At 68.1% G+C, this 15,580-nt stretch carries 10 protein-coding genes and 1 tRNA gene; 1 reads left to right on the top strand and 10 read right to left on the bottom strand.

Annotated elements, in window-relative coordinates:
• Nucleotides 1–6: 6 nt before the first annotated feature.
• The 8 genes from AX676_RS03620 to AX676_RS17640 all read right to left on the bottom strand — a co-directional run bounded on the left by AX676_RS03620 (nucleotide 7) and on the right by AX676_RS17640 (nucleotide 12,240).
• A complete protein-coding gene (locus tag AX676_RS03620; RefSeq protein WP_066480882.1) occupies nucleotides 7–1,491 on the bottom strand; it encodes a tetratricopeptide repeat-containing protein in 1,485 nt (494 codons plus the stop codon).
• A gap of 53 nt (nucleotides 1,492–1,544) precedes the next feature.
• A complete protein-coding gene (locus AX676_RS03615; RefSeq protein WP_066480881.1) occupies nucleotides 1,545–2,039 on the bottom strand; it encodes a nucleotide synthetase in 495 nt (164 codons plus the stop codon).
• A gap of 2 nt (nucleotides 2,040–2,041) precedes the next feature.
• Nucleotides 2,042–3,658 carry a toll/interleukin-1 receptor domain-containing protein gene (locus AX676_RS03610; protein WP_066480880.1) on the bottom strand — a complete coding sequence of 539 codons (1,617 nt, stop codon included), beginning with the start codon at nucleotides 3,656–3,658 and terminating at the stop codon, nucleotides 2,042–2,044.
• Between the two features lie 196 nt (nucleotides 3,659–3,854).
• The gene (locus AX676_RS03605; protein ID WP_066480878.1) at nucleotides 3,855–4,790 is read right to left on the bottom strand and encodes a hypothetical protein; all 936 of its coding nucleotides are present in this window, start codon (nucleotides 4,788–4,790) and stop codon (nucleotides 3,855–3,857) included.
• Nucleotides 4,781–7,471: a class III lanthionine synthetase LanKC N-terminal domain-containing protein gene (locus AX676_RS03600; protein ID WP_066480877.1), complete on the bottom strand. Its 2,691-nt coding sequence runs from the start codon at nucleotides 7,469–7,471 to the stop codon at nucleotides 4,781–4,783. Before AX676_RS03600 ends, AX676_RS03605 begins: the two co-directional genes overlap by 10 nt.
• A gap of 57 nt (nucleotides 7,472–7,528) precedes the next feature.
• Nucleotides 7,529–7,945, bottom strand: coding sequence for a hypothetical protein (locus AX676_RS03595; RefSeq protein WP_066480873.1), 417 nt, complete (start codon nucleotides 7,943–7,945; stop codon nucleotides 7,529–7,531).
• Between the two features lie 193 nt (nucleotides 7,946–8,138).
• Nucleotides 8,139–10,490: an EAL domain-containing protein gene (locus AX676_RS03590; RefSeq protein WP_197417049.1), complete on the bottom strand. Its 2,352-nt coding sequence runs from the start codon at nucleotides 10,488–10,490 to the stop codon at nucleotides 8,139–8,141.
• 73 nt (nucleotides 10,491–10,563) lie between these two features.
• Nucleotides 10,564–12,240, bottom strand: a complete 1,677-nt coding sequence (locus tag AX676_RS17640) for a FecR family protein (RefSeq protein WP_066544101.1) — start codon at nucleotides 12,238–12,240, stop codon at nucleotides 10,564–10,566.
• A gap of 133 nt (nucleotides 12,241–12,373) precedes the next feature.
• On the opposite strand from AX676_RS17640, the gene AX676_RS03580 reads away from it, so the two are divergent.
• Entirely contained in the window at nucleotides 12,374–14,032 is a 1,659-nt protein-coding gene (locus tag AX676_RS03580) for a ShlB/FhaC/HecB family hemolysin secretion/activation protein (RefSeq protein WP_066478716.1), read from the top strand.
• Between the two features lie 57 nt (nucleotides 14,033–14,089).
• Here the strand turns inward: AX676_RS03580 and AX676_RS03575 are convergent, their stop codons facing one another.
• Together AX676_RS03575 and AX676_RS03570 are read right to left on the bottom strand one after the other, a co-directional pair.
• Nucleotides 14,090–15,103: a sugar kinase gene (locus AX676_RS03575; RefSeq protein WP_066478713.1), complete on the bottom strand. Its 1,014-nt coding sequence runs from the start codon at nucleotides 15,101–15,103 to the stop codon at nucleotides 14,090–14,092.
• A 304-nt stretch (nucleotides 15,104–15,407) separates the two neighbouring features.
• Nucleotides 15,408–15,497: transfer RNA gene (locus tag AX676_RS03570), tRNA-Ser, on the bottom strand.
• Nucleotides 15,498–15,580 lie beyond the last annotated feature (83 nt).

Raw genomic sequence — 15,580 nt, 5'->3', positions numbered from 1 at the left:
GCGTCGCTACGCGTCGCGCCCCACGTCGGCTACCGTCCAGACAGGCATTTCGCCATAGGCGGTCGACAGTTCCTGGTCGGATTCGCAGCGCAGCTCGGGCGCGAGCAGCAGCAGCGCCAGCCCGACCGCGCGCGAGGCAAGCAGCTGGCCCGGCGCGGCCGCCGACGCGATCAGCCCCGCCAGCTCGACCAGCCGGGCGGTGTCGTCGCTGCCGATCACCGGACCCGCGGTCAGGCCCAGGCGAAGCGCGGGCGCGCTTGCCAGCGCGTCGAGCGCGACCCTGGCGGCGGCGGCAGGATCGGCGGCACGATGATGGCCTTCGGGGGCGATGCGGCTGAAAATGTCGGGGGCAGCTCCGGTTGTGCCACGGGCGGGCGGGGCGGCAACGATTGCCGTGATTTCGGCGTGCGGAATCGTCGCGACCGGCGCGCTCGATCGGGGTGCGGCAACGCGGATGAGCGGCAATCCCAGCCGTTCCCACGCCTGGTCGCTCGCCGCCGATGACTGGGCGTCGCCCGCAGCCTGATCGACCAACCGAAGCGCGACCGCCTGCGCTTCGAGCGCGCGTGCCTGACAGATCGCCGAGCCCATCGCGACCTGTGCCGCGAACTCGACGGCCGCGAGCGACACGTCCTGCCCCTGTGCAACCACCTCCACCGAGGCACTCCGCGCGAGCAGGCGGTCATACCGCTCGCCCCAATGATCGCCGAACGGCATCACCGATTGACGCCGGAAAATGTCGGGACGCGCCGGCAGGACCAGATGCAGTTCGGCACCGCGATCCACCAGCAGCTCGGCGATGACGATGTCGGCGCCCGCCGCGAGCGCGCCATAGGCAAAGCCGCAGCGCAGCCGGTCGAGCCGATCGGCAAGGTCGCGGCCGGATCCGCCGATCGTGGGGTCAAAGTGGATCAACCCGCTGAAATGAAGCGCGGCGGGTGGAGCCAGCTGTTCCAGCCAGCGGTCGTCCGCACCGACGCAGCCGAGCAGCAGCCTGAACTGGCGCAGCGTGGAGGCGTGATCCTCCCACGCGTCGGGCGCGAGCGCGATCGCGTCGCGCAGCAGGTCGGCGGCCGTCTCGACCGGTCCGGTGTGCAGCGCGGCCTCCGCCCGGGTGGCGGCCAGCCAATAAGCGGTGTCCGGCTCGTGATCGCCCTGGTCGAGCAACGCGATCGTGGCGGCGGCGAACTCGCGCGCACGCGCGAAATTGCCGGCGAGCCGCTCGATCGCGGCCGCATTGATCAGCGGATAGGTCGCGCGACGACGCCGGGCAGCGGAAAGGTAGGCGTCGCGCGATTCCGCCAGCAGGCGCGAACGATCATCGCCCTGGGCGGCGACCGCCCGGTCCTTCAGCAGTCGCCCCCGGAGGTTCAGCAGGTCGTAATCGTCTTCGGCATGGCTGCCCGCCGCCTGCTCGAACATGCGCCAGGCACGCAGCGTATCGCCGGACCGCGCGACCCGGACGATCCGGCGCAGGTCGAGCCGATCCATCTAGAGCCGACCCGGGCAGGATGGTGCGAGCGAAAGGCGCATGAGACTGACCATCAGCGGAAATTGTGCATGCGCGGCGGCGGATTGGTGATGTCGGGATCGACCGTCAGGGGCACGAAACGCACATTCTTGCGATCCTTCCCCCGCTGCAGGAGGTCGAGATTGATGTTGAAGCCGTGACGCGTATCGAACTTGCCGCCACGGTTGAACCGAGCCGTGAAGCGCGCGCGCCGATAGCGATCGAGCTTCTCGTCATAATCGAGATATTCGATGCCGCCGTAAAGCGAACGCTGGTCCGACTTGAAGGTAACGGCGTCGAACTGCTTCGAAAAGAAGATCTGCCGGCCCTCGAGCCGAACCTCGACGATCGAATCGCGTTCGATGGCGATGATGTCGGGCACCTTCAGATCCTGTTGCTGAAGCGTCAGCAGCACCTCGCCATTGTCCGCCGCAAGGCCGACGGTGAAGACGATCACGTCCTTCACCTCGTCGGACACCGTGGCCCGCGTGTTGAGCGGAACGTGCGTGGGAATGGTCGTGCACATCATCGTCACCTTTCATTTGAGGGAAATTGCTGCTCGATTCTGGCGTTCCAGGTCTTCCAGTCGCGATTGGCGGGATCGGAGCGCTGGAGCGCCGCCATTGCCGCATGCGCGGTGCCCGCCATTTCGACCGCGCGCGCTTCCGCGCCGGACTTGCGCAGGATCTGGGCCAGCGAGAAACGCGCGAGCGCCGCGTCCTGGCGGATGCGGGCGTTGCGCGGATCGCCCGCAACCAGCCGGTCGAGGATCGCGATCTGGCGGTGGCGCTGCGCCAGCGCCGACGTGATCTGGCCGTTCGCCTCCAGCGCCTGCGCCATCCAGGCGTGCCGGTTGGCGAGATCGAGCCGCAGCGCGGTATCGTGAGGCGCAGCCGCGGAAAGGCGGGCCATCGTCGCCAGCGCACTGGCGCAGCTTTGCAGGGCGGCGGGGAGGGTGCGTTGATCCTCGACCTCCACCGAACAGAGATTGCCGTGCGCATAGGCAAGTTCGCGCCGATAGGCAGGGTTGTTGCGATCGGCCGCCACCAGCCGCAACGCCAGCGTCTTGTATCGTGCGAAATGCGCCGACGCCGCCGGGCGCGCCTTGCGCATGAAGGCGACATAGCCGAGCCAGAACTCGCTTTGGGCATGCGCATAGAGGCGCTCGGGATCGTCGGGCGCGGCGGCGAGCAGCGCGGCGGTCGCCTGATGCGCTTCGGCGAACTTGGCGGCAGCGGTGGCGAACGCGCCCGATCGCTGCTCGTCCTCGCCCATCGCGTGCAGCACGCGCGCGCGGCGCTCGAGCGAGCCGGTCGGGAGTGCGGCCAGGTCGCCCTGCGCCGCATAATAGGCCATGGCGCGGCGATTGACGACGTCGAGCACGTCGAGGCGGCCCACGCCGCGCAATCGGCCGCGAAGGTCCGTCAGCATGAATTCGATCAGCTGTTCCGCCTGTTCGCGCTGCTGCTCCGCCTCGCGCTGGGCGCGGATGGCCATGATCAGCGCCACCGCCAGAACCAGCACCGACAGCGTGGCCAGCGCCGTGGCGATCGCCACGCGGCGGAGCCGCCGCTGGACGTGCCGCTGGACCAGCAGGTCGAGCGGCACGCCGATGACCCCGGCGACCAGCTTCAGATAGGCGAGGAGACGGCCGTCGCCATGGCGCGTGAAGTCGGCCGCCGCGGGTTCATCGACGGCGCCAAACGACCGCGGCTGGCAGATGCCCGGCGGAAAGGCGGTTTGCGGCGTTCCCCTGACCAACGCGGCGAGGACGGGGCGATCGGGATGCAGCTGGCGGAATCGCCGGATCTCCAGGTCCACCCAGGCAGATTCGCGCGCGGCCGGCGAGCAGAGCACGATCAGGCAGGCGGACGCCGCCAGCGCCTCGTCCACCGCACCGCTCAGGCTGGCGGACGCGGCGAGCTCGCTGCGATCCATGAAGATCGGCGTCAGGCGGCGCGGCGCGACTCCACGCGCGGTCGAACGGCCGACCAGATGCCGGGGCACGCGATACCCTTCCAGCCAGCGATGGATCGCGCGCGCGATCGGCGCGTCGCTGTGGCTGTAGCTCAAGAATGCGCGATATTCCGGCTCAACGGCGACCTCGGGCTCCGCCGGTGGTGTCTCGCCTGGCGCGCTGGTGCCCATATCGCCCTCACGCGGCACGGACTCCCGGCCTTGGAACAAGGCACGCTGCTCCGCCCCCGCGCAACCCTGCGGTAACGCGGCCGGTGAAGGCAAGTGCAAACCCCGAACAACCGCAAATTGCGGGGGCAGCCGGCCCCGGCGCCCCGGTCCCGGACGATTTCCGCCGGAGACATGCCGTCGGCGTGCGGCACGGCCGTCACGCATCCGCGCGCGCCGATCGCGAGCCGAGTTGATCGTCGACCGCGCCGAGCAACAGCCTGGCGGCGTGCGCCAGCCTCGGCCGGTCCATTTCCAGGAAGCGCGCGGCGTGACGCGAAAAGTCGGCGTCGTTGCCGCGCCGCAGGGCGATCAACGCGCGGATCCAGTGCAGCCCGGCGACCAAATCGGGATGGGTATCCGCCGGGCCGATCGAAGGCCCTTCGCACGCGCGCAGATCAACCTCGGGGATCGCAAGGTTCATCAGCGCCTCGTCCATCAGCGCGGTGCGCTGGGCATCGGTCAGGGCGACCGGGGTCCGCCACGTGACGGGGATGGCGAGCGTCCATTCCGCGCACGGGTCGGCGGCCGCGCGCAGCAGCGTCAGCACCTGATCCAGCGTCACCTGGGCCGGAACGGAATAGCTGTAGGTGCGGATGACGTTGCGCACGAGATGCAGGCAACGAAACCCCATGTCGTGACCGAATTCGCGCTCGAGACGGCAGCACAGGCGGATGGCGGCGAGCAGGCGGTTGATCGCGCCCTGAAGATCGCCGGTGCGGTAGGCAAGATACGCCTCCGCCGGCAGCTGGAACGAGGCGGACGCGATCTGGGCATGTATCGACACCTCCGGCGCGGACGCGATCGCCTCCGCGCGCGCAAAGAGGTCGCCGGCCTCCACCATCAGCCCCTTGCGGACAGCCACCAGGCCGCTTTCGCGAACCTCCTCCGCGGCGATGATCGCGGTGACATCGGCCAGTGGCAGCGACGTGGCGAGTTTCATCAGGTAAGTGCTGCTGAAATCGCGGGCTGCATCGACCGGTGCGGTCGTGACATCGTGCTTGAGAAACGCACGCCGGGCGTCGGCCAGCCGGCGATCCGCAGGGGGACGCGGCGCAAGACCGCGCGGGTGGGCCATGGTCGTCATCAGTTGCATGCCAACGCTCCCTTCATCGCTTGGGGCTTGAGGTTCAGGTCCGCCGTCAGGTCGACGCCCAGCGGCATGCCGACGGCAAGGACGTCCGCACGCGCCAGCCGCGCCAGGAAATGCGCGACGCCGGCGCTGCCGATCATCAGGTCGGCGGTGGGGATGTGCGGGTTCTCGACCATCCAGGAGATCCCGTGCGCGTCGCGGCGCTGCAGGCCGATCAGCGTTGCGGAAATGCGCCGCGCGCGTGCGAGCCACTGCGGGTCGTCGAGGACCCGCGCGGCCTCCAGGTAAATCTCGCCCAGGCCGGCAAGGCCGTGGCACTGGCTGAGATTGGGATGACAGGGGCTGAGCGCGTGCGCACCCAGCGCATCGCGGGCAAGGTCTGCCCAGCGCGCGTCGCGATCGAGCGCGTAGAGCGCAAGCAGCGCCAACGCGATCCCCGGCCCGCCATGGCACCACCAGTGCCACGCATCGTCGGGGTCCTGCGCACGCGGCCACCAGCTGTGCGCTCCGTTACGTCGCGCCTGTCGAACCAGCCATTCCCCACCGGCCCGTGCCGCCGCCATGGCGTCGCGGTCCCCCCGGGCGCGGGCGTGCACCGCCAGGAAGTGGACGATTCCGGCGACGCCATGTGCGAACCCGGTATAGACGGTGCCCTCCATCCCGCTGACCCCGTCGGGCCATGCCCAGCTGCCGTCGGCGCGCTGACGATCGATCAGATAGCGCGCGCACTGGTCGGCATAGCGCGCCAGCCCCGGCAGGCGTGCGCCATACGCGGCCTGGAGCGCCGCCAATCCCTGGCCGGCTGCGCCATGCGTCAGATCGGGCCAGTCGAGCGGGCCGGAAAACACCTGGTCCAGATAGGCCTCGAACCAGCGGCCGCGATCGATGAGGCCGGCGTCGACCGCCTCGACAAAGGCGAGCGCGACCCCCGCCTCGCCAAAATGCAGGCCGGGCATCTGATCGTCGGGCGTCGCCGCATGCGCGAGCAGCCAGTCCACCGCGCGTTCGGCGAAATCGCCGACCTGCGCGGCGCGCGCGCCCAGCCGCACCAGCCGCGCCGCGCCATAGAGCACGCCCGCGACGCCGCGGTTCGCGCTGCGGAACAGCCGATAAGCCTGCGGCACCGACAGGCTGGCGTCATGGCCCAGTGCCTGGAGTTCGGGGGAGAGCGGCAATCCCGTGCGATCGTCGCGCAGACCGCCCGCGACCAGCCAGCTCAACGCACCGTCGAGCAGGGCGTCGTCCGCGCGGTCGGCGAGCGAGCTGATCGCGACCGTTCGCGCATCGATCCGGCGCAGGCGGGCCTCGACCTCGGCAATCGCCGGGCGGTCGGCCGGATCGGCGGCGAGCAGATCGACCGCCAGCGCGACCAGCGCCGACGGCGCACCGCTCAGCATCGCAAGGCGACCGGCAAGATCCGCATCCGCCGCCAGCGACATGCGCCTGGGATCGAACCCGGTGATCGCATTGGCGATCAGCGCGCCGACCGCGTACAGATCGTCGGCAAACGCGGCCGCGCCGCCGGCCTGTTGCTCGGGCGAGATGAAGCCCATCGTCCCCTGCATGAACAGCGCGTCGCGCTCGCCGACGGGAGCCGCCATTTCGAGGTCGAGGAGCCAGGTCCGGCCATCCGCACCGACGCGGACGTTGCGGGGCGACAGGTCGCGGTGGACGACCCCGCGGCGATGCAGGTCGCCGAGCGTCGCGGCGAGCCCGATCAGGTCGCCGATCAGCTGTTCGCGATGCGCGATATCGGCGCGATCATAGCGGCGGGCGGGTCGATCGGAAAAGTCGCGACCCTCGACATGATCGATTGCGAGGAACAGGCTGTCGTCGCGATCGAACACCATATGGTGCCGCGGAATGGCGACATCGTCGCTGAGCCACGCGGCGAGCGCATGCTGATGCGTCAGGCGGTCCCACATGTCGCGTCCCTTGGGGTCCGACATGCAATGGCGTCGGCCTTCCTTCAGCACGATCAGGCCGCATTGCTCGGCGGACCGCATGTCCGCGGCGAGGAACACCGATCCCTTGGAGTGCGCGCTCAGCGAATCGAGCAGGAGGAAGCCGGGACCGATGAGGCGCGAGGCGAGCGACGCGTCGGTTGTCGCGGCGGGTGCCAATGAGCGCGCGGAGGTCGATCCCCCGGCGGCGGGCCAGGCCGCGAACGGATTGGCAATGCCATCGGGCGCGACGAAAGGGACGCGATATTCGGCCCCCGCAGGCGCCGACCCGGCGGCCAGATTGCCGAGCCGGTCGCGCGTGAATGCCGGGTCGAACTGCCCGAAACGCGCATACAGCGTTTCGCCGAGCGGCAGGTCAGTGACGATCCGGGGCCCCGACAGGCCGGAAAGCAGGGGCAGGAGCGCCCGGGCCAGCGTCAGCGCCAGCGTGTCGGACGCGGGATAGATCGTCGCGAACTTTCCGATCTGGGTCGCGCCGAACGTCCCCTCGTTCAGCTCGCCGAGGATGCGTGCATCGCGGGCGATCTTGAACGGCGTGTCGTGCGCGCGCAGCACCGGCAGGATGCGCGCGATCACCGTCGGTGCCTCCACCTGGATCGACGAGATGTGCAGCTTCCAGCCGAAATCGCGGTCGGGCCTGCCCACCGCCGCCCAGACGCCGGTGTCGCGGACCTCAAGGCCCCTTGACGTCAATTCTGCCAGATAGTCGGTCGGCTGCATCTTTTCAGTCCCTCGTCATGACATCCGGGTGCCCGCCGGACACCCGGATGCCGGCGGTCAGCGCATGAAGCTGGCGAACCGCTGGTTGATCTCCGCCTGGACCCGCTCGCCGATTTCGGCCGGGTTGATCACCAGGCTGCCGGGATCGGTGCGCAGGCTGCTCGTCGCGCAGCTCACACCGCAGCTCACGCCGCAGCTGCCACCGCAGCTCACGCCGCAGCTTCCCCCGCAGCTGCCGCCGCAGCTGGCGCCGCAATTCTCCGCCAGGCTGCCGGGCGAGAAGCGCCCGGTCGCCAGGCCGACGACCAGGTCCTCGGGGTTGATGCGCAGGATCGCGGCCTTTTCCTCACGCGAGAGGAAGCCGACCGATCCGAGCGTCTCTTCGGTCTTCCAGACGAGATTGTGGAAGAATTTGGGGTCTTCCTTGGCCTGCCGGATCAGGTTGGCCATTCCCTCGATGTTCTTGCCTTGCATGATGTGTCCTTCCTCTGAATGTGCGTCTGCGACCCGACATTCAGGAGGGAGGCGATCCGGTTTCGATGGAGACCGGTCGTCTCGTTCGCTCCGACACCGTAACTGCACGGTTGCGGCGGGGACGAATGTGACCAAGATCACGCCTGGAGGATTTTTTCGGTCGTCGTGCTGGCCGACCGCGAGCGGGGAACGGTTATCCCGCGCGTTTCAGGGCCAGCGGGGCAGCAGCCGCCGCCGGTTCGACGGGCACTCCGGCTGCGTCACTTGCCAGGCGCTGAAGCAGGTCGCCGGCGGGCATCGGCCGGCCGATGAAATAGCCCTGCGCCATGTCGCAGCCGATCGACTTCAGGAAGTCGAGGCACGCGCTGTCCTCGACGCCTTCGGCCACGACCTTGAGCCCCAGTTCGTGCGCGAGGTTGATCGTCGAGCGGACGAGCACCCCGTCGCTGCGATTCTGGTGGGCGAACTGAATGAAGCTGCGATCGATCTTCAATTCATTGAGCGGCAGCTGCTTGAGATAGGTCAGCGTCGACTGGCCGGTGCCGTAATCGTCCATCGAGATCGCAATGCCCATGGCGCGGAACGACTGCAGCGCGGCGACCGCGCGATCGGGATCGTTCATCGTCGCCGATTCGGTCACTTCGAAAATGAGCGAGGCGGGCGCAACTCCGCTGCGTTCGATCAGCCCCCGCAACGCGGTGATGAACTCTTCCGAACTCAGCAGCTTGGCGGAGATGTTGACCGCACCGTTGATCGCATGGCCCTTAACGCGCCAGGCGCGCAGGTCGTCGATCGTCTGGGCAAGCACGTGCAGGGTCAGCTTCGCGATGCGATCATTCTGCTCGGCGAGCGGGATGAACAGGTCGGGGCGAAGGAAGCCGCGGACCGGGTGCTGCCAGCGCACCAGCGCCTCGACACTCGCGATCCTGCCCTCGCGCAGGTCAAGCTTCGGCTGATAGGCGACCTGGATCTCGCCGCGTTCGATCGCCTCGTCCAGCTCGCTCAGCAGCGACAGCTCGCGGTCGATCGCCTCGTCGTCCTGGGACTGGTGGACGTACCACCCGGTCCCAAGCGCAAAGGCCTGTGCCGCGGCGAGGCCGGCCTGGGCAACGGTGCGATCGACATGCGCCACCCCCGCGTCCTCGGCAAAACCGATGGCGAGGGTGACGTCGACGCGGCGCCCGGCGACATCGATCGGGCTGAGCATCGTGGTGCGCAGCGTCGCCACGCGCTGTTCGATGTCGGTCCGGTCGTAACAACGCCAGGCGAGCACCCGATCCTCGATACGATAGACGGTCGCCCCCTGGGACACGAGCGCGACCCGGTCACGAACGCGCCGGACCAGCTCTGCCGTCGCCGCACCGCCCAGGCCCGCCGCGATCTTTTCGAAATCGCCGACATAGGCGGTGAGCACGCCTTCGCCCCGATAGGTCTTGAGCGCGTCGATCAGCGCATGACGATTGGGCAGCCCTGTTTCGGGATCGTGCAGCCTGCGACGGCGCGCAGCGGCGGCGGCGCGCATGCAAAGCGTGGCAATCCCGGCACAGGCGATTGCGACCAGTGCGGGGGCAAGCGGGAAAATCCAGTCGAGGCGCGCGTCGACGAGCAAGGCCGCGCCGACCAGCACGGTCGGGCCGCCGACAATTGTCACGGCCAGGGTGCGACGCGAACGCGCATTGAGGATCGCGACCCCCAAACCCAGCCCGACCAGCAGCGGAAGCGGCCAGCCGCCCTCGCGCGGGCGCCCGTTGCGAAGCGTTTCCGCCGCCAGCGCCTGGATCACCACGCCGGGGATGACGCCATGCCTGGGCACCGCGTAACGATCGCCCAGCTCGACCGCGGTCGCGCCGATGACGACACTTTTGCCGCGAAGGGTGGCGGGGTCGAAGCGGCCGTCACGGATGTCGATGAAACTATGCCTGGGGATCGATCCCGGCTCGATCGCGAAGTCGATCGGAAAATCGGTATCGGCCGACCCGTTGACCCCCGCGATCATGGCGGAAAGGGAAGGGCGCGGCGTGCCGTCCGTCACCGTGCCGAGCAACATCCGGCGCACCAGCCCGTCTGCGTCCGGCTGGACGGTGACTGCCGCAAGCGCGGCATGCGCCCGAAAGGCGGGGATCGGGAGCGAATCGGTCCAGCTGTCCGCATTGCTGCCGGTCCGCTGGCTGAAGGTCGGCAGGACGACCTTTCCGTCGGCGCGGGCGATCGATGCGGCGAAGGCTGCATCTTCGGCCGGTACAGAGGCCGAGGAGACATCGACGTCGAACGTTATGTTGGTTACGCCAGCCGCGTGAAGACGATCGACCGCGCGCGCATATTGGCCGCGCGGCCAGGGCCAGCGATCGATCGCCCCGATGCTGCGTGCATCAATCTCGACAATGTGAAGTTCGCCCGATGCGGGATGGGCGCGAAGCTGCCAGCTGAGTTGCCGGATCACCCGGTCAACGCCGACCCCCCACCCGAGAATGCCGGTCGCGAGGGCGAGCGCACAGCTCAACGCCGCCGCGGCCAGCCGCCAGTGATGGTTCAATCTCTCGTGCAAGTGCGTGCCAACCTTCGGCGCGCATCGTAGCACCCGGGTGCTAACGGCGCGTCAACAGGGCGACGGTGTGAGGTTACCGGTCCTTGCCCTTGCCGCCGCCGTTGCCATTGCCGCCCGCGTTACCGTTGTCGTTCTCGCCGGCGCCGCCGTTGTCGTTGCCACCGGCGTTACCGTTGCCGTTCCCACCGGCGTTGCCATTGCCGTTCCCACCGGCATTGCCGTTGTCATTGCCACCAGCATTGCCGTTGCCGTTCCCGCCAGCATTGCCGTTGCCGTTCCCACCGGCATTGCCGTTGCCACCGGCGTTGCTATTGCCGTTTCCGCCAGCATTGCCGTTGTCGTTCCCACCGGCGTTGCCATTGCCGTTGCCGTTCCCACCGGCGTTGCCATTGCCGTTCCCGCCAGCGTTGCCATTGTCGTTGCCACCGGCATTGCCGTTGCCGTTCCCGCCGGCATTGCCGTTGCCGTTCCCGCTGGCATTGCCATTGCCGTTCCCACCGGCATTGTCATTGCCGTTGCCGCCAGCATTGCCGTTGTCGTTGCCACCAGCATTGCCATTGCCGTTGCCACCGGCATTGCCATTGTCGTTCCCACCGGCGTTCCCGTTGCCGTTGCCGCCGGCATTGCCATTGCCGTTGCCACCAGCATTGCCGTTGTCGTTGCCACCAGCATTGCCGTTGTCGTTCCCGCCGGCATTGCCGTTGCCGTTGCCGCCAGCGTTGCCGTTGTCGTTCCCGCCGGCGTTGCCGTTGCCGTTCCCGCCGGCATTGCCGTTGTCATTGCCACCGGCATTGCCGTTGTCATTGCCGGCAGCGCTTCCGTCGCCGTTGCCGCCGTTATTGCCGCTGGCGTTGCCGTCCAGGCTGTTGGCCACACCGTCATCAATCGTTGGGGCGCGCACATCGGCAATCACCGCGCGGATCGTCGCTGCCTCGATACTGGCGATCTGCATCGCGGTCGAACCGCCGACCAGGCCATTGGTCACCTTCCCGAGATCCGCTGCGGTGGCCGTGATCGGGCTGGTGATCATCTGAACCTGCTCGATCTCGACCGCGCTATCCACGCTTGCGGGCGTCGTGACAGCGACCTGGCCGTCGGTGTTGGAATCGATCTGTGCGGCGTCATCGGCCTCGGCCGGGGTGGGCGCAGCCCCGCCCGGCGCACTGCGCTGGGGCGAATCGATCGTCCGCGTATCCTGGCCCTGCACGGTCAGTCGATACCGGTCCGCGGCAGACACGATCGCCACCACACCCGGACGAATCAGTTCGCGCGCGCCGCCGTCGCTCGTCGCGGTTTCCACGGCTCCTTCGACGACCTGAAGCGACGATCCCTGGTCGGTGACGGTGATGGAGAAGGTCGTGCCCTTCACCACCGCGGCCAGATAGGGGGTGCGCACGCCGAAATGCGGATTGGGCTTCTTCTCGATCTGGAAGATCGCGTTGCCCCAGTCCTGCAGCACGTCGACGACGCCGCGCTCCGCCGTCGCTTGCGGGATGCGCACGCGGCTGTTGGCGTTGACGGTCATGAAATCCTTGCCGCGCACCACCACGACGCGTCCGCCCGCACCAGTCGCGACGGTGGCACCTTCGGCGACCGGCGTGCCGCGTTTCGCCGCGTGCTTGCCGGCCGCGTCCTGGATCGTCACCGGCCCGGATGCTTCGCTGACGGTCCAGCCGTTGCCCTGGGCCAATGCCGCCGGGCTGGCGGACATCAGGAATGCAATTGCGGCGATCTGAGCGAACCGATTCATGGTCAAAACCTTTGTATGGAGTTTGCCATTTATCGGGCGAGGCTTTCGCGGATGTTTTCATGCCTGGTTAACGCACTGATCTCTTGAGGAAGTTGTAACGCTTGGCACGCTATTGCGGCGGCGAAGGTTGACCATGTCCACGATCCGCAACACCCTCTGCGCGCTCGCCCTTTTCGTTGCGCTTCCGTTCGGAGCCCCTGCTTTCGGACAAAATGCGCTCGACCGCGTGCAGCCGCCCGCCACGCGCGAGGAGCGCGCGCCGGCCGACACCCGCACCGAAAGCGAACCCGTTCAGGTCGATGTCGACCAGCCGGCAACGGCGGCGTCCCCGTCAAGTCGCGCGGTGATGGTGGGCGCGATCGCCCTAAAAGGGCTGCGCAGCCTGGCCCCGGCCGATTTCGCCGACCTGCTCGCCACGCGGGTGGGGCGCACGCTGACCCCCGACGCGCTTGCCCGGCTGGCTTCCGACATCGCGGAACGCGCCCGTGCGCGGGGACTGGTGTTCGCGTCCGCCTGGATCGGCGTCCAGCAGATCGAGAATGGCGTGCTGACCATCGAGGTCGACGAGGGCCGGATCGAGGAGATCCGCTTCGACGGTGCCGAGGACCGGGCGGTGCGCGCGGCGCTGAGCCCGCTGATCAGCGACGCGCCGGTGCATGTCGGCGCGCTTGAACGGCGGTTGCTGATCGCCGGCGATATCGACGGCGTGCAGATTCGCAGCAGCCGGTTCGTGCGTGAGGGCGGGCGAGGGATACTGGTCGTGCGCGTCGTCCGTGACCGGATCGCCGGGCGGCTTACGTTCGCAAACGAAGGGACCCGGCCGATCGGCCCCGAACAGCTGACGCTCGACGTCGATTTCAATGCGCTGCTGGCCACCGACGATTCGCTGACGCTGACCTGGTCGGGAACCGCGATCGAGCCGAACGAGCTGCAGTTCGGCCGGATCCGCTATGAAAAGCGCATCAACCGCAGCGGGACCGAAGTGTCGGTGACGGCGACAGGATCGGGCGCGCGCCCCGGTGCCTACCTCGAGCCGTTCCGGATCCGCAGCCATAGCTGGTATGTCGGCGGTGCGGTTCTTCATCCACTGTGGCGGCGTCGCTCGACAAGCCTTTGGTTCGAAGGCGAATTCGGCGTCCGTAACCTGATGCAGTCACGCGCCGGCCAGCTGGTTCGCGACGATCGCATGGCCACCGCGCGCGGCACGATCTATGGCCATCGCGACATCGCCGGCGGCCGGTTGCGTATCAGCGCGAGCGTGTTGCAGGGCCTCGACCTTTTCGGCGCGACCGATGCCGGCGATCCGATGGCGTCGCGGCGCGATGCGGATGCGACCTACACCACGGTCAGCCTGTGGACCGACTGGTCGCGCGACCTTGGCGGCAATGCGAGCGTGAGGCTGGCGGCGCTGACCCAGCTTTCGTCGCAACCCCTGCTCATCGCAGCCGAAATCGGGCTGGGCGGCACCGGTTTCCTGCGCGGATATGACTGGTCGGAACGCAGCGGCGATCAGGGCGCGATGGGCCTGGCCGAATTGCGCTACGCGATCGACCGCCCATTCGGCATCGCACGACGGGCCCAGCTTTACGCCTTTGTCGACGGCGGCAGGGTGACGAACCTGCGCAGCGGCTTCGGCAGCGGTTCGCTCGCCTCGGCCGGCGGCGGGATCAGGGCGGATATCACCCCGAAATTCGGGGCAAGCCTTGAAGTTGCCGCCCCGCTGACCGGACGACGCTACGACACCGGCGATCGCACGCCGAAGATCAATTTCAGGCTTGTGCGGTCCTTCTGAGCGTTTCCGGGCGATGACGTCATCCGGGCGAGGCCGCCGCGCATCCCGACCGCGCGCCTAGCGCCGGACGTCCCGCGCGCCCGAATGGAACAGCGCGATATCGGCGCGCCCGAACAGGCTCGCATCGCCGGGCAGGGTGTGTTTCAGGCAGGCCAGCGCCAGTCCCGACGCGGCAATGCCCTGCAAGTCCTGGCCGCAATGCAGGCCGTGCAGGATGCCGGCCGCAAACGCATCCCCCGCGCCGATCCGGTCGACGATGCCGTCGACCACGACCGCGTCGGTCTCGTGGCCTTGCGCGGGCGTGTCGATCCGTGCGGACAGGGCGTGGCGGTCGCTGGTCTGGACCTCGCGCGCGGTCGACGCGATGTATCTGAGACCGGGAAACGTGCCGAATGCCGCTTCCGCCGCACGGCGGCGGCCGTCGGGATCATTCCCGTCGAATGGCTTGTCGAGCAGCAGGCTGACATCGCGGTGATTTCCGAACAGCATGTCGGCCGCGGCAATGAGCGTCGACAGCGTCGCGCGCGGATCGCTGGTCCAGCGTTCCCAAAGCTTTGACCGATAGTTGCAGTCGAACGATACCGGGATTCCCGCCGATCGCGCGAACGTCACAGCGTCGATCGCGGCCTGCGCGGCGTTCGGCCCAAGCGCCGCAGTGATTCCGGAGACGTGCAGCCGCGCGGCGCCGGTCAGCAGGCTGGGCCAGTCGAACGCATCGGCGGGCGCATCGGCAAAGGCCGAGGCGGTGCGATCGTAAATCACCTCGGCCGGGCGCATGCCACTGCCCGGCGACAGGAAATACAGACCCATGCGTCCGTCCCCGCAGGACACCCGGCTGCAATCGACGCCACGGGCCCGCACCGCGGAGACGGCCCCGCGCCCCAGCGCATTGTCGGGGACGATGCTGATCAGCGCACTGGCATGACCCAGGCAGGCAAGCGCAACCGCGACATTTGCCTCCGCGCCGCCGACCTCGACATCGAAACGGCCGCTCTGCATCAGCAGCTCCCGCCCCGGCGCAGCCAGCCGCAGCAGGAGCTCGCCGAAGCAAATGATCTGACCGGCGCTCATGCAGGCTTTCCCCCCTTTTCAGGCGTGTTCGCACACACCCACACCATTTGACATTTGAACGAACCGGTTATCGGTTCAATCCCATCGGCAAATCGCGTCTACGAAATGCCCGGAAACCTGTCCAATGCCGAACTTCGCCGCCTCGACCAAAAGGCGACCGGCCTGAAAGGTTTACTGAGAGGGAAATTCGTTTTTTGTTATAGATAGTTGGATGCTTTTATTGACATCGAGTGCGAGGTTTGAGCAGGACGTCTGGGGGTAATTCCGCGTAACTGTCCTTTGCGAACCGGCCCGATTCAAAATGTGGCGGATGGGGTGGGATTCGAACCCACGGTGAGCTTGCACCCACGGCGGTTTTCAAGACCGCTGCCTTAAACCACTCGGCCACCCATCCGTCCCGGCGTGGCCATTTGATCGGCTTTCGGATCGCGCGCAAGCCGCATGTCGCGCCCTGAGCCAAACGGGGGTTCATCGCGC

The sequence above is a fragment of the Sphingomonas sp. CCH21-G11 genome, from assembly GCF_001555965.1.
In the GTDB taxonomy this organism is placed as follows: Bacteria; Pseudomonadota; Alphaproteobacteria; order Sphingomonadales; family Sphingomonadaceae; genus Sphingomonas.
This window is presented reverse-complemented; position numbering and strand designations above follow the sequence as displayed.